The organism is Sphingomonas parva (ex Maeng et al. 2020) (assembly GCF_004564275.1).
GTDB lineage: Bacteria > Pseudomonadota > Alphaproteobacteria > Sphingomonadales > Sphingomonadaceae > Allosphingosinicella > Allosphingosinicella parva.
In genome coordinates, this window is the sequence record NZ_SPDV01000014.1 from 16,676 (window position 1) to 30,379 (window position 13,704).

12 protein-coding genes are annotated in these 13,704 nt (G+C 68.6%); 8 read left to right on the forward strand and 4 right to left on the reverse strand.

All coding sequences use genetic code 11. From position 1 onward, the window contains the following. Positions 1-8 precede the first annotated feature (8 nt). From rplK to E2493_RS08955, 3 genes are all read left to right on the forward strand, one after another. A complete protein-coding gene (rplK, locus tag E2493_RS08945; RefSeq protein WP_135085883.1) occupies positions 9-440 on the forward strand; it encodes a 50S ribosomal protein L11 in 432 nt (143 codons plus the stop codon). A gap of 4 nt (positions 441-444) precedes the next feature. After that, positions 445-1,143 (forward strand): 50S ribosomal protein L1, encoded by a 699-nt coding sequence (gene rplA, locus E2493_RS08950; protein ID WP_135085885.1) that lies wholly within the window; start codon positions 445-447, stop codon positions 1,141-1,143. A 200-nt stretch (positions 1,144-1,343) separates the two neighbouring features. Further along, a complete protein-coding gene (locus E2493_RS08955; protein ID WP_225421269.1) occupies positions 1,344-2,450 on the forward strand; it encodes a S66 peptidase family protein in 1,107 nt (368 codons plus the stop codon). A gap of 119 nt (positions 2,451-2,569) precedes the next feature. On the opposite strand, the gene E2493_RS22180 is transcribed toward E2493_RS08955, so the two are convergent. Further along, positions 2,570-4,360, reverse strand: coding sequence for a M10 family metallopeptidase C-terminal domain-containing protein (locus E2493_RS22180; protein WP_318531689.1), 1,791 nt, complete (start codon positions 4,358-4,360; stop codon positions 2,570-2,572). 115 nt (positions 4,361-4,475) lie between these two features. Further along, positions 4,476-5,324: a trypsin-like peptidase domain-containing protein gene (locus tag E2493_RS08965; RefSeq protein ID WP_135085893.1), complete on the reverse strand. Its 849-nt coding sequence runs from the start codon at positions 5,322-5,324 to the stop codon at positions 4,476-4,478. Positions 5,325-5,402: 78 nt separating this feature from the next. On the opposite strand from E2493_RS08965, the gene E2493_RS08970 reads away from it, so the two are divergent. The 4 genes from E2493_RS08970 (at position 5,403) to rplL (ending at position 7,528) form a co-directional block, all read left to right on the forward strand. Next, positions 5,403-5,702 carry a hypothetical protein gene (locus E2493_RS08970; RefSeq protein WP_135085895.1) on the forward strand — a complete coding sequence of 100 codons (300 nt, stop codon included), beginning with the start codon at positions 5,403-5,405 and terminating at the stop codon, positions 5,700-5,702. Between the two features lie 16 nt (positions 5,703-5,718). Continuing rightward, a complete protein-coding gene (locus E2493_RS08975; RefSeq protein WP_167737456.1) occupies positions 5,719-6,258 on the forward strand; it encodes a TIGR02594 family protein in 540 nt (179 codons plus the stop codon). 315 nt (positions 6,259-6,573) lie between these two features. Further along, complete coding sequence (gene rplJ / locus E2493_RS08980) at positions 6,574-7,089, forward strand: 50S ribosomal protein L10 (RefSeq protein WP_135085899.1); 516 nt, start codon at positions 6,574-6,576, stop codon at positions 7,087-7,089. 58 nt (positions 7,090-7,147) lie between these two features. Further along, positions 7,148-7,528 (forward strand): 50S ribosomal protein L7/L12, encoded by a 381-nt coding sequence (gene rplL / locus E2493_RS08985; RefSeq protein WP_135085901.1) that lies wholly within the window; start codon positions 7,148-7,150, stop codon positions 7,526-7,528. A 309-nt stretch (positions 7,529-7,837) separates the two neighbouring features. Here rplL and E2493_RS08990 read toward each other — a convergent pair whose 3' ends face one another. Next, positions 7,838-12,472 (reverse strand): Ig-like domain-containing protein, encoded by a 4,635-nt coding sequence (locus E2493_RS08990; RefSeq protein ID WP_135085903.1) that lies wholly within the window; start codon positions 12,470-12,472, stop codon positions 7,838-7,840. 247 nt (positions 12,473-12,719) lie between these two features. On the opposite strand from E2493_RS08990, the gene E2493_RS08995 reads away from it, so the two are divergent. Continuing rightward, positions 12,720-13,475: a DUF72 domain-containing protein gene (locus E2493_RS08995; RefSeq protein ID WP_135085905.1), complete on the forward strand. Its 756-nt coding sequence runs from the start codon at positions 12,720-12,722 to the stop codon at positions 13,473-13,475. Here E2493_RS08995 and E2493_RS09000 read toward each other — a convergent pair. Beyond that, positions 13,442-13,627, reverse strand: coding sequence for a hypothetical protein (locus E2493_RS09000; protein ID WP_135085907.1), 186 nt, complete (start codon positions 13,625-13,627; stop codon positions 13,442-13,444). The two genes, E2493_RS08995 and E2493_RS09000, sit on opposite strands and share 34 nt — an antisense overlap. Positions 13,628-13,704: the final 77 nt, after the last annotated feature.

Consider the following 13,704-nt stretch of genomic DNA (forward strand, 5'->3'; position numbering starts at 1 on the left):
AGTGAGACATGGCAAAGAAGATTACGGGCTACATCAAGCTCCAGGTGCCCGCGGGCGCCGCCAATCCGTCGCCGCCGATCGGCCCGGCCCTGGGTCAGCGCGGCGTCAACATCATGGAATTCTGCAAGGCGTTCAACGCGTCGACGAACGAGCTCGAGAAGGGCATGCCCATCCCGACGATCATCACCGTCTACGCCGACCGCTCGTTCAGCTTCGAGACCAAGACCCCGCCGGCGACCTTCCTGCTGAAGAAGGCGGCGGGCCTGAAGTCGGGCTCGAAGGAGCCGGGCAAGACCTCGGCCGGCCGCGTGACCCGCGCCCAGCTGCGCGACATCGCCGAGCAGAAGATGAAGGATCTGAACGCGAACGATCTCGACGCCGCGACGAAGATCATCGAAGGCTCCGCCCGCGCGATGGGCCTCGAAGTGGTGGAGGGCTGAACCCATGGCTAAGCAGACCAAGAAGCAGAAGGCCCTCGCCGCCGCCGTCGACCGCGACAAGCTGTACGGCGTCAACGAGGCGATCGAGACCCTGAAGGCGAACGCCACCGCCAAGTTCGACGAGACCATCGAGGTCGCGCTGAACCTCGGCGTCGATCCGCGCCACGCCGACCAGATGGTCCGCGGCGTCGTCACCCTGCCCGCCGGCACCGGCAAGGACGTGCGCGTCGCCGTCTTCGCCCGCGGCGGCAAGGCCGACGAAGCGACCGCAGCCGGCGCCGACGTCGTCGGGGCCGAGGACCTGATGGAGTCGATCCAGGCCGGTAACATCGATTTCGACCGCGTCATCGCGACGCCCGACATGATGGGCATCGTCGGCCGCCTCGGTAAGGTGCTGGGTCCCAAGGGCCTGATGCCGAACCCGAAGCTCGGCACCGTCACCCCGAACGTCACCGAGGCCGTCAAGGCGGCCAAGGGCGGCCAGGTGGAGTTCCGAGTCGAGAAGGCCGGCATCATCCACTCGGGCATCGGCAAGGCGAGCTTCTCGAACGAGGACCTGCGCCGCAACTTCGACGCTTTCGTCGAGGCGATCGTCCGCGCCAAGCCGACCGGCGCCAAGGGCAAGTACGTCCGCAAGGTCGCGGTGAGCTCGTCGATGGGCCCGGGCCTCAAGGTCGATCTCGCCGAGGTCGCCGGCGCGTAAGCGCTGCGGTCATCGCAACCGAAAGAAGGGCCGGTGCGCAAGCGCCGGCCCTTTTTCGTTGCCGTGAGCGGCCGGCTCGTCGCGCCCGCATCCTCCGCTGAGTCCCAGGTTCAAACGAGCATTGGTCCCGTCGCCGCGCCCGGCTACAGCGGGCCGCGATGCTGAGCCGCCGGAACCTTGTGGGAGCGTTGGGTGCGTTGATGGCGCTGCCGGCCGTCGGGGCGGCAAAAGGCAGAGCGGCCTCGGACGCGAAGGCGGGCGCGGGCAAGCCGCCGCGGCTGCGGCAGGGCGACGTCGTCGGCCTGGTTGCGCCGGCCATGTTCAGCGACGGCGGCGAGGAGCTCGAGTGGATCAAGGCCAACATCGCGGCCCTGGGGCTGGTGCCGAGAGTCGGCAGCTACGTCACGACGCGTTACGGCTATCTCGCCGGCAGTGACCGCCACCGCGCCGACGATCTCAATCGGATGTATGCCGACAAGGAAGTGGGCGCCGTCTTCGCGGTGCATGGCGGCTGGGGATCGGCGCGCATCCTGCCGTTCCTCGATTGGAAGACGATCGCCGCCAATCCCAAGCTGCTGATCGGATACAGCGACATCACCGCCCTGCATCTCGCCTTCGCCGCCAAGGCCGGCTTCGCCACCATCCACGGTCCCAATGCCGGCAACAGCTGGCAGCCGATCACCGCCGGCAGCTTCACCAGCCTCGCCTTCGCGGCCGAGACGCCGCTGTTCCGCAATCCTGCTCCGATGGCCCTGCCCTCGCCGCCGCCGATCGAACCGGGCCCGGCCGCCGCCGCAGCGGCGAGCAATCCAGGGGCGGGTTTGCCGCCCGGAACGGGCGAGCCGCAGGCCGCCGTGCCGGTCGATCCGCGCTGGCAGACCATTGCAGTCCGCCCCGGGCGCGCCCAGGGCCGGCTGATCGGCGGCAACCTGAGCGTGCTTGCCGCTCTGGCCGGCTCGTCCTGGCTGCCCGACTTCAGCGGGGCGATCCTGGTCCTCGAGGAGACGGGCGAGGCCGAATATCGGATCGACCGGATGCTCACGCAGCTCAGCTATGCCGGCATCCTCGGCAAGGTGGCCGGAATCGTGTTCGGCCAGTGCACGCGCTGCACCGGCGGTGCCCCCGGCTACACCGGCTTCACCGTACCACAATTACTCCACCATCATTTCGGCCCGCTCGGCGTGCCGGTCTTCTACGGCGCCAACATCGGCCACGTCGCGAACCAGCTCTGCATCCCATTCGGCGTCCGCGCCGAGATCGATGCCGCCGCCGGCACCATCCAGATCCTCGAACCGGCCGTCTCCTAGGCCGGCCGATCCGAGGGTGGTCGGGGCGGGCTCCTCGGTGGCGCTGAGCTCCTCCGCGAGCCCGGGCCTCAAGGCCGATCTCAACGAAGTCGCCGCCCCTGACCGCCGCGATCATCTCCTCAGAACATGAAGTCGCCGCTGTTCAGATAGACGGTGCCGCTGAGGACGATCTGCAGATCGGCGCGGGCATCGCCGTTGACGTCGGCGAAGACGAACGTGTCGCCGCCGATCGTTTCGAAGCGCAGCTGACCGGGCTTTCCGTAGAAGTCGCTCTTCCCGATGAAGCTGAACGCCTGGTCGCCGGCGCTGCTCGCATTGGCATCGATCGCGCGCAGATCGATCCGGTCATATTCGAAGCGCTGGAAATCGGCGATCCGGTCGGGCGCGGTCGGCCGCGAGTCCGCCACCGCATTGAACACGAAGGTGTCCGCGCCGCTGCCGCCGATCAGGAAATCCACGCCGCTGCCGCCGATCAGGCGATCGTTGCCCGCGCCGCCGTCGAGACGGTCGTTGCCGCTGCCGCCGTCGATCAGATCGGCGCCGCCCAGCGCCATGACGTAATCGTCTCCCGACGTGGTTCCGGATGGAGTGCCGGGCGTGATCGTGTCTGCCATCTCGGCGCCCAGGATCGGCTCGCCCGGCTCACGCACGTTCGTGACGCTCACCTCGACGGCGATCTTCGCGGCCTCATCCCCGTCGCGGACGCCGACGACGACCTCGTAGACATTGTCGCGCTTCCAGTCGGTGGGGAGCTCAAAGTCCGTGGCCTGCACGAAGCTGAGCGCGCCGGTCAGCGGATCGATCCGGAAATGCTGGGCATCGACGCCCCCGACGATCTCGAAGGTCGGCTTGTCGATCGTCCCCGTCGCGCTGACCACGGCGACCGCCGCCTGCCCTTCGGGAACCGCGATGCGCCCGTTCTCGCCCGCCCCCGAGACGGAGAGCCGCGGGCCGCGGTCGGTGACGCCGATCCGGAACTCGTGACCGGTCTCGCCCTCGTCGTCGCGGGCCAAGACGAACACGTCGTAGACATTGTCCCCGCCGAAGTCCGCCGGCCGCTCGAAATCCGGTGCGTCGACGAACGACAATGCGCCGGTCGCGGCGTCGATCGTGAACTGGGCGGCGTCGGCGCCGCCGCCGATCCGGTAGGTCACGGCGCCGTCGGCGCCGGTGCTGGCGAAGCCGGTGACGCTGCGCGTCCCTTCCTCGAGGGCGATCCTGTTCCAGCCGTCGAAACCGAGTGCGTCCGGGCTGAAGTCGAGCGCCGACATCGCGTCGGCGACGGTAACGGCGAGCTCGAGAGGTTGGGCGGAGGGGCCGTCCGGCCTCATCACCACCAGGTCGTAGACATTGTCACCGTCGGCGTCGGCCGGCTCCTCGAAATCGGGCGCGGCGAGGAATTGGAGCGAGTCGCCGACGATCGTGAAGAGATGCGCGTCGGCACCGCCCAGGATCACCCACGACACCGTCGGAGACCAGGGCGAGGAGCTCCACGGGGGAAGCATCGTCACGAACGCCTCGTTCTCGGATACGGCGAACGACTTCGGCCCCATCGGCACCGGTTCGTCCGCGACGTCTCCGATCTCGATCGAGTAGATGCGATCCCAGCTGGAATAGCCGTCGTCGATCCGCACGTTGACGTCGTAGACATTGTCGCCGCCGGAATCGCCGGGCGCCTCGAAGTCGGGCGCCTTGATGAAGTACAGCGCCTCGCCGACGATCGCGAACAGATGCGAATCCGCCCCGCCTGCAATCGCCGCGCTGGTCGCAGAGGGCGACGGATAAGGCTGCGGCATCCACAGGCCGGTAACGAATGCCTGGTTTTCGGAAAGATCCAGCCGGACCTCTTCGGTCCATTCGTCGGACGTGCTTTCCACGGATTGTTCGTTGAACAGAGAAACGTTCCCCACAGTCATCTCCCCTGGTTCGGAGACTGCGGCTTAGAAGACTGGCCTTGCGATACCGTAAATGGATTGCGCCGCAATGCTGTCGCACGGCAGCCGTTTTATTGCAGCGCCTTGGACTTCAGCGGGTCGCCTGTGCCACCACGTCGCGGACGACGTTCGAGGGGATGGCGAAACCGATGCCGACATTGCCCTGGTTGGGGCTGATCAAGGCCGAGTTGATGCCGATCACCTCGCCCCGCATGTTGATCAACGGTCCGCCGGAATTGCCAGGATTGATCGGCGCATCGGTCTGGACGAAACGGCGCTGGTCGTCCTCGCCGAGGCCGCGCTCGGTGGCGCTGACGATCCCGGCGGTCACCGTCTGGCCGAGGCCGAACGGATTGCCGATCGCCACCACATAGTCGCCGACATGGAGCCGGCTCGAATTGCCGAGCGGCAGCGCCGGCAGGTTGCGGCCGCTGATCGTCAGGATGGCGAGGTCGAGCTCCGGTGCGACTCCGAGCACGCGGGCGCGCAGCTGGCGTTTGTCGCGCAGCCCGACCTCGATCATGCTGGCGTTCTCGACGACGTGGAAGTTGGTGACGACGAGGCCGCGGGCCGCATCGACGATCACCCCCGATCCGGCCGAGATCGCCGGCTCGAGCGCGCTGTCGGGCACGCCGAAATAGCGGCGGAAGAACGGGTCGCGCAGCAGCGGGTTCTGCGAGGCCGGCGAAGGCTGCAGCACGGCGATGTTGACCACGGCCGGCGCCGTCCGCTCGACCAGCGGCGACAGCGAGAGCCGATTGAGCGGCACCGCGTCGCTGGCGAGGAGGGCGGCACCGCCCGACCGTGCGCCGTCCTCCTGCCGATCGAGGAGCCGCGCGCCGAGTCCCCCTGCGAGACCGGCGAGGAGCAGGCCGACGAGGAGGACGAGGAACCAACTGCCTCGCGCCCGGGTTCGATTGTCATGGATCGGTTCACGCATGCTCGCCGCGATGAACGGCACCGCCCCGATCGGGTTCCAGGTCTTGCCGCCGCCCGGCGCGCCGGGCAGGATCGGCGGATGACGAGACCCAGTCTTTTCACCCCCGGTTTCGCCATGCGCGGCAGCGGCTGGCAGGCGATCTGGACCTTCATCGCGATCCTCGCCGGCGTCCGCACGCTCGGCGAGCTGTTCCGCCACGGCTGGTCGGACGTCGTCCTGCTCGGGCTCTTCTCGCTGGTCGCGGCCGTTGCGTTCGCTTTGGTCGCGCGGCGCCACCGCCCGATCGACGGCTCCGCCATGGATCCACAACTCGCGTCGGCGCGGAGCCCCGGGCGCCGCCCTGCCGATCCGATCCTGCCCGGCCGGCGCTTCTTCTGACCCGCGGTTCCCGATGATGGACGACGAGACACCCGGCCAGGAGCTTTCGGCCGCCGCCAAGGCGCGCTGGCTGGCGATCGCTCTCGCCGAGGAGCAGGCCCAGGTCCGCGAGGGCCATGCGCCCGGCACCGAGCGCATCCTCGCCTATCTCGCCACCTGCGGCGATCTCGAGGACGGCGAGGGCGAGCGCGACGACACCCCCTGGTGCTCGGCCTTCCTGAACTGGTGCGTGATGCAGGCCGGTTTCGCCGGCACCGATTCCGGCTGGGCCACGTCCTGGGCGCGCTGGGGCCGCGAGGACCCGCAGCCCGGCCCCGGCACGATCGTGGTCTGGCGCCGCTCGCGCGATCTCGGCAACGGGCTGGAGCCGGTCGGCGGCCACGTCGCCTTCCTGCTCGAGCGGCGCGGCGACATGGTCCACGTCCTCGGCGGCAACCAGCGCGACGCGGTCTGCCGCCGCGACTATCCGCTCCACGGCTTTCTCGCCGACACGGTCGACCGCGCCGGCGAGGTCTCCGATCATTACGAGCTGCTCGGTTTCCGCACCGCGCCTTGACGCCGGCGGCGTCACCTTTCTGTTGATCTTTCAACCGTCTCGTGTATAGGCGCGGCTCGCGTGCGGGCTCGCCCGCGCGCAGCCGTCCGAGACAGCGGGTGATCCTTCCGGATCTTAATTTCCCGCCTAGACGGGGAAGAGTTTTTCCGGCCGCGCCTGGCGCCGCCGGGTCTGCCTGGTTTCAGGCCGTCAACCACTCCCCACGGACACGCTCGTCGAGGCTCCGGCTTCGGCGGGTTCGCAAGGACGAGGCTTCGCTTCGTCCTTTGAAGTCGCCCGACGGACATCTCCGCCGGGCAGTTTGGAGTGTAAGGCATGGATCGAGCTCAAAAGTCCGAGCAGGTCGCCCAGCTCAAGCAGACGTTCTCCGAGACGAGCGTGGTGGTCGTCACCCGCAATCTCGGGATGACGGTGGCCCAGTCCACCGCCCTCCGGAACCGGATGCGCGATGCTGGCGCGAGCTACAAGGTGACCAAGAACACGCTCACCCTGATTGCGCTCGAGGACACCTCCTACGCCGGCATCGGCGAGATGCTGACGGGGCCGACCGGCCTCGCCACGTCCGCGGATCCGGTCGCGGCCGCCAAGGTCGCGGTCGATTTCGCCAAGACGACCGATCGCTTCGAGATCGTCGGCGGCGCGATGGGCGACACTGTCCTCGACGTTGCGGGTGTTCGTGCGCTGGCCGAACTGCCGTCTCTTGACCAGCTGCGTGCAACGATCGTGGGCCTCATCCAGGCGCCCGCGACCAAGATCGCGCGGACGATCAACGAGCCGGGTGCTCAGCTGGCGCGTGTCTTTGGCGCTTATGCCGCCAAAGAAAACGCCTGATCATCATCTCTATTTGAACTGAAACCATGGGGCTCCCGCCCCGATCTGGAGACTTAAAATGGCAGACATCCAATCCCTCGTCGACCAGCTCTCCGAGCTGACCGTTCTCGAAGCCGCTGACCTCGCCAAGGCCCTCGAAGAGAAGTGGGGCGTCTCGGCCGCCGCTGCCGTCGCGGTTGCCGGCCCGGCCGGTGGTGGCGCCGCTTCGGGCCCCGCCGAAGAAGAGAAGACCGAGTTCGACGTGATCCTCGTCAACGACGGCGGCAAGAAGATCAACGTGATCAAGGAAGTCCGCGCGATCACCAACCTCGGCCTCGGCGAAGCCAAGGCCCTGGTCGAGGGCGCGCCGAAGGCCGTCAAGGAAGGCGTCTCCAAGGCCGAGGCCGAAGAGATCCGCAAGAAGCTCGAGGAAGCCGGCGCGACCGTCGAGGTCAAGTAAGCTTCCAGCCTTGCGCTGGACGAAAAGGAAGGGCGGCTCCTCGCGGGGCCGCCCTTTTTTATCATGCTCCCCTCGGAGGGGAGCTGTCAGGCGCAGCCTGACTGAAGGGTGTCAGCGCCGCGTCCTCTGGGTCCTGGAGTGGGCGCTCCGGCAAGATGTCGGAGATGCAGCACAGGATGGACACGCTGACACCCCTCCGTCGCGCTGGCGCGCGCCACCTCCCCTAAAAGGGGAGGGTGAGCCGCTGAACCGCCCCTCCACCACCGCCTTCGGCGGCGGTCCCCCTCCCCGCTAGCGGGGAGGATGGGATCAGATCGCCGGGTGGCTGTCCAGGATCTCCGGCCCCGCGAAGTCGACCTGGGAGAAGCCGCCGACGCCGAGCAGGGTCGCCGAGCCGCCGCCGTTGCCGAACAGCAGGGTGAGGTCGGCGAGGTCGTCGCCGTCCACGTCGGCGACGCGGGCGCCCTTCACCGAGATGCCGTCCTCGAGGACCAGCCGGTCGAGGCCGACCTGATAGCCGACGATCGTGTCGCTGCCGCCGCTCTTGCCGAGGACGAACAGATCGCGTCCGGCGCCGCCCGCGAGGATGTCGTCGCCGCGGCCGCCGGCCAGGACGTCGTTGCCGTCGCCGCCGAACAGGGCGTCCTCGCCATTGCCGCCATCGAGCCAGTCGTGGCCGCTGCCGCCGCGCAGGGTATCCGCCCCGTTGCCGCCGGAGAGATGGTCCTCCCCTGCCCCGCCGGTCACTGTGTCGACGCCGTTGCCGCCGTTGAGGCGGACGCCGTCGGCGATGCCGGTGACGGTCACCGAGACGGTCGCGGTGGAGGTCAGGCCGTGCTCGTCGGTCACCGTGTAGCGGAAGGTGTCGACCGCGGTTGCGCCGGGCGCCAGCGAGTCGAACGAGTCGTGGTCGGCGACGTAGCGCAGCGTCTGCGAGGCGGCGTCGAAGACCAGGGAGCCGTAGGTGCCGACGCCGTCGACCGAGGCGATTCTGAGGCTGGCGCCCGCATCCGGATCATGGTCGTTGCCGAGCAGCAGGCTCCACAGATTGGGGCTGGTTGCGTCCTCGTTGACCGACACGCTGTCGTTGCCGGCCACCGGCGCCTCGTTGACGTCGCCGACCGCGATCGTGACGGTCTCCTCCACGAACAGCCCGGCCGGATCGGTGGCGCGGATGGTCAGCGACCAGCTCGCCTGCCCCTCGTGATCGAGCGGTGCCGTGGTGGTGAGCGCACCGGTCGCCGCATCGAGGGCGAAACGTCCGCCGGCGTCGTCGCTCAACGTATAGCGGAGCACGTCCTCCGGATCGGGATCGCCGGCGCTGACCAAGCCGACCAGGGTCCCGGCCGGCGCATTCTCCGCTACCGCCTGGCCGTCGAGGACGAGGTCCACCGGCGCCTCGTTGTGATGCTCGATGAAGAAGCGCCCGATGATCGGATCGTGATCGGTGCCGCGCGGCGTGCCCAGGGTCTGCTCGGCGTTGATGTGGACGGCATCGAACTGGGCGCCGAACTGCAGCCCGCCGGAGACGAGCATGTGGTCGATCGCCTGGAGGTTGCCGTCGAACACGTAGGAATAGCGCTCCTCGCTCGGCAGCAGGCGGTGGAGGTCGGTGAGGATGCCGCCGGCCTCGAGCGCGCCGACGGCGCCCTCGAAATAGAAGCCGTTGAAATCGCCCATCACGCCGAGCTTCAGCGCCGGATCGGTGGCCAGCGCGCCGTTGACATAGGCGCGGACCGCCTGCGCCTGCGCGGTGCGGGCGCCGTCGCCGGCATCGACCGGCGGCTGGTTGGCGCCCATCAGATCGTCGCTGCCGATGCGCGAGGTGAAGTGGACGTTGATCAGCCGCGTCGTCTCGCCGTTGAAGGTGAAATCGGCGACCAGCGGGCGCCGGCTGCCGGCGAAGGCGGGAGCTTCGATCAGCATGGCGCTGCCCGCGACGTAGGACACGCGGTCGGCATTGTAGAGGAAGCCGTTGCGGATGTTGCCGTTGGCCTCGCCGCCGGTCGAATTGTTGCTCGACGGCGCGACCTCGACATAGACGTAATCGGGTCCGCCCGCCGCGGCGATCGCGTCGATCAGCAGCTGCGCGGTCACCACGCCGGACAGCGGATCGCTGCCGTTCAGGCCGTTGGCGTCCTGGATCTCCTGGACCGCGACGATGTCCGGTGCGCCGAGATTGTAGACGATGTTCGAGGCGAGCAGGTCGAACTTCACCGGATCGTCGGTCGGGCTCAGATTCTCGACATTGTAGCTGGCGATGGTGAGGTGGTCGCGATCGCCGGAGAGCGCGGTGGTCTCGCGCGGCGCCGCCGCCAGGTCATCGGTGACGTTCACCGCCTCGGAGACGAGCACGCGGTAATTGTTGAACCCGTAGGTCATGATTCCGGTGACGTCGGACAGGCGGTCGCCCATGGTATGACCCGCCGCATAACCGGCATAGAGTTCGCCGGTGGCGTCGATCATGATCCGCTCGGGATTGAAGTCGCCGGCCGAGATGGTGATGCCGGTGCGGCCGTTGAAGCCGGTCGCGCCCGCGCCGCCCGAGGCGAGCACCCAGGTCTCGCCGAAGCTCGTGCTGTTGGACACCGCGATCGGCGCGTCGACGGTCACGCGCATGCCCTCCAGCGTCTCGTAGAAATCGAGACCGTCGGTGGCGGGATCGTAGCTGGCGAAGCCGTCGTCCTCGATGATGCTGGTCGGCGGCGTGAGACCGCCGGCGCCGATCGTTACCGCCGCGGGCAGCGCATTGTTGTGCGACTGGATATTGATCTGGTTCGGGACCAGCTCGGTGATCGACAGGCTGTTGGCGCCCGGCACGAACTCGGACGGCGTGCCGCGGACGGAGACGCCGTCGCCGACTGCCACCGCCGGCGCGCTGCCGGTGAAGACGAAGATGGCGTCGGAGGTGCGGACGTTGCCGTCCCCGGTCGGGTCCTGCAGGTAGAAACCGTTGGCGACGACGCCCGTGACGATGCCGGAGGTGGTCACCGGCTGGCCGTCATAGGCGGTGGCATGCCCTTCGCCCTGGATCTCGTAGATCCTGAGGTCGATCGGATCGTCGTTGCGGATCGTGCCGGCGGCGGCGCCGTCGACGATTGCGATGTTGCCCACCGGATTGACGAGCAGCAGGCCGAAGCTCTCGTTCGCCTCGGTGATCGTGTCGCCCTGGATCGCCACCGCGATCTGGACGCTGGCGACGCCGATCCCGAATTCGACATGGCCGCTGAGCGGCTGCCCTGCGGCGAGGTCGGCGAGGTTCGCCCCGCCGGCCGGCAGCGACAGCACCCAGTCGATCCCCGCCGCCTGGCCGAGCCCGCCGGCGCGGCTGACCGTGAAGGTCATGATCGACACGCCGCTGTCGCCCTCGATCACGCTGGCGTCGGCCACGCTGATCTGGCCGGTGGCGTTGGCGCCGATGAAGTTCTGGCCGGTGTTGACCGCCCCGAACGTGTTCGGCTGGCCGTTGGCCCAGTGGAAATCACCGGCGACCGCGCCCGCGCCCTGCAGCTGGAGCGAGAAGCCGATGGCGCTGCCGCCGTCCTCGAACACGCCGATGTCGGTGGAGGTCAGGCCCGCGGCGGGGCCGTTCGACGCCACGAACGATCCTTCGTAGCTGAGGAACTGGACCACCTCGCCGGCCGGGTTGACCAGCGCCAGGCCATCCTGGGCGCCGTTCTGGATGCCGTTGGAGGGATAGGAGAAGCTGATCGTGCCGTAGCCGTCGTCCTGATCGGGAACGATGCCGGAAAGCGCGCGGGTGTTGTAGACGGTGCCGGTCGTCGCGCCGGTGCTGACGCTGTAGAGGACGATCGACCAACCGGCGAGATTGGTTCCCGACGGCGCGGCGATCTCGATCGCCTCCCCGGCGTCGGTGCCGGCATTGTCGTAATGGATCTCGTTGATGAACGCGACGCCCGGCCCGACCGCGGCGTCGTCGTTGGTGATCGTGCCCGTGGCGCTGCCGTCGGCGATCGTCGCCCCGCCGGTGGCGCCGGAAAGCGTGACGGCAAAGCTCTCGTCGGCCTCGCTCGCGACGTCGCCGGCGACCTGCAGGGTGATCGTCTTCGAGAATTCGTTGGCCGCGAAGGTGAGCGTGCCGGAGAGGATCGGGCTGACGAAATCGTCTGCGCTGGCGCCGGTGGCGCCGCCGGGCAGCGTGATCGCATAATTGACCGAGGCGGCGACATTGCTGTCGGTGCCGCGACTGACCGTGAAGGTGATCGGCGTCGTGCCGCTGTTCCCCTCGAACACGGCGGCGTCGCCGATCGAGAATGCGCCCGGCCGGTCGGGGATCGGCCCCTCCCCGGCGACGCTGCTGACGTGGATGTTGTCGATCCCGATCAACTCGTCATTGCCGGCGGCGTTGGTGGTGAGCACGCGGATTTGGACCTGCGCTTGGCCGTCGGCCGCGGAGGGGAGGACGATCGACAGCGACGTCACCTGGGTGGCGCTGCCCGCCGTGGTCGCGTCGGCGATATAGCCGATATTGGTCCAGATGCCGCTCGAGCCGACCCGATATTGGACGGCGACCTGCTGGGCGGCGTCGTCGCCGCTGGCGTCGAGATCGCGCACGTCGGCGGTGAAGGTCAGGGTCTTGCGCCCGGTCGCGTCGAGGTTGAGCACGATCGCCGCATAGTCGGCACCGTTCGAGCCCTGCAGGGCGATCGTCGGATTGATCGTCCCGCCGCCACTGATCCGGTCGACCTCGAGCACGCCGCCGGTGGTGGAGGTCGGAAACTGGTTGGCGACGAGGTTCTGCACGAAGCCGGTATCGGTGAGCACGCTGCGGGCATCGACGCCGGTCAGGGTCGTCACGTCGCCGGTGCGGTAGCCGATGATGCTCGGCACCAGCGACCAGTCGTCGGCCGCGCTGATCGCGCCGGTGTCGGTCCAATCCTGGTGGAAATCGGACGCGGCAAGAGAATGAAAGATACCGGACATGCTGAACCCCCCTCGCAGCGAAGCCCCGGAGCACCCTCATGCTCCGGCAGGCCCCGGCAATGCACGAAAAGCCGAAGAATCGGCTGTTCCAACGATTAGCAGCTTGTTGTGACGGGCGCATGTCATGATTCGGGACAGCCGCCGCAAATGGTTGTTAAATCGAGGTAAAGCGCGCGTTACGCAGATCCCCGCACGGGCCGCCGCGGCGCCGCCGCATCCCGCATCCGCCTGCCGCGTTAGGCGCGCCATGGACATCGTCATCGGAACGGCGGGCTGGAGCATCGCCCGCGCCTCGGCGGACGCCTTCCCGGCCGGGGGCAGCGCGCTCGAGCGCTATGCGCGCCGTTTCCGAGGCGCGGAGATCAATTCCTCCTTCCACCGCTCGCACCGCGCCTCGACCTGGCAGCGCTGGGCAGCGAGCGTGCCGGAGGATTTCCGCTTCGCGGCCAAGCTGCCGAAGGCGATCACCCATCAGGCGAAGCTGGTCGGCGCGGAAGCGCTGGTCGAGTCGTTCCTCGCCGAGGTGGCGCCGCTCGGTCCGCGCCTGTCGATCCTGCTCGTCCAGCTGCCGCCGAAGCTCGCCTTCGAGCGCGGAGTGGCCGAGCCGTTCCTCGCCGGCCTCGCCGCGCGCACCGCGGCGCGCATCGCCTGCGAGCCGCGCCATCCGAGCTGGTTCGAGGAGGAGCCCGATCGCCTGCTCGCCGCGCTGGGCGTCGCGCGAGTCGCGGCCGATCCTGCGGTCGTGCCGGCGGCGGCGGAGCCGGGCGGCTGGCAGGGGCTGCATTATTGGCGGCTGCACGGCTCGCCGGTCATGTATCGCTCGGCTTACGGCGTGGAGCGGCTCGAGGCCTATGCCCGGCAGATGGAGCGCGGAGCGGCGCCGGAGACCTGGTGCATGTTCGACAATACCGCCTCTTCGGCGGCGACCGGAGACGCGCTGATGCTCGCCTCCCTGTTCGAGGCTGCGGATCAGCGCTCGGCGCGGTCGTCCTTGTCGATCTGATTGGCCATGGCCTGGGCTTCGTCGACCGCCGAGAAGATCTGCTCGGCGGTGACGACCCGCGGCGGCTGGGGCGGCGTTGCGTCGGCATCGAGCGCGATCGCGGTGGCGAGGGCGGCGAGCGTGCCCGCGGTGATGAAACGAACGAACTGCATGTGTCTCTCCGAAATGCTGCGGGGCTCCACGCCCCTCCCTGTTGCATCCCGAAGTACGGTCCCGCTGATTCCGCCCA

What these genes read in the sequence shown, in the direction of transcription:
- rplK (WP_135085883.1), top strand. Translation starts at nt 9, where the DNA reads ATGGCAAAGAAGATTACGGGCTACATCAAGCTCCAGGTGCCCGCGGGC.
- rplA (WP_135085885.1), top strand. Translation starts at nt 445, where the DNA reads ATGGCTAAGCAGACCAAGAAGCAGAAGGCCCTCGCCGCCGCCGTCGAC.
- E2493_RS08955 (WP_225421269.1), top strand. Translation starts at nt 1,344, where the DNA reads ATGGCGCTGCCGGCCGTCGGGGCGGCAAAAGGCAGAGCGGCCTCGGAC.
- E2493_RS08965 (WP_135085893.1), bottom strand. Translation starts at nt 5,324, where the DNA reads ATGCGTGAACCGATCCATGACAATCGAACCCGGGCGCGAGGCAGTTGG.
- E2493_RS08970 (WP_135085895.1), top strand. Translation starts at nt 5,403, where the DNA reads ATGACGAGACCCAGTCTTTTCACCCCCGGTTTCGCCATGCGCGGCAGC.
- E2493_RS08975 (WP_167737456.1), top strand. Translation starts at nt 5,719, where the DNA reads ATGGACGACGAGACACCCGGCCAGGAGCTTTCGGCCGCCGCCAAGGCG.
- rplJ (WP_135085899.1), top strand. Translation starts at nt 6,574, where the DNA reads ATGGATCGAGCTCAAAAGTCCGAGCAGGTCGCCCAGCTCAAGCAGACG.
- rplL (WP_135085901.1), top strand. Translation starts at nt 7,148, where the DNA reads ATGGCAGACATCCAATCCCTCGTCGACCAGCTCTCCGAGCTGACCGTT.
- E2493_RS08990 (WP_135085903.1), bottom strand. Translation starts at nt 12,472, where the DNA reads ATGTCCGGTATCTTTCATTCTCTTGCCGCGTCCGATTTCCACCAGGAT.
- E2493_RS08995 (WP_135085905.1), top strand. Translation starts at nt 12,720, where the DNA reads ATGGACATCGTCATCGGAACGGCGGGCTGGAGCATCGCCCGCGCCTCG.
- E2493_RS09000 (WP_135085907.1), bottom strand. Translation starts at nt 13,627, where the DNA reads ATGCAGTTCGTTCGTTTCATCACCGCGGGCACGCTCGCCGCCCTCGCC.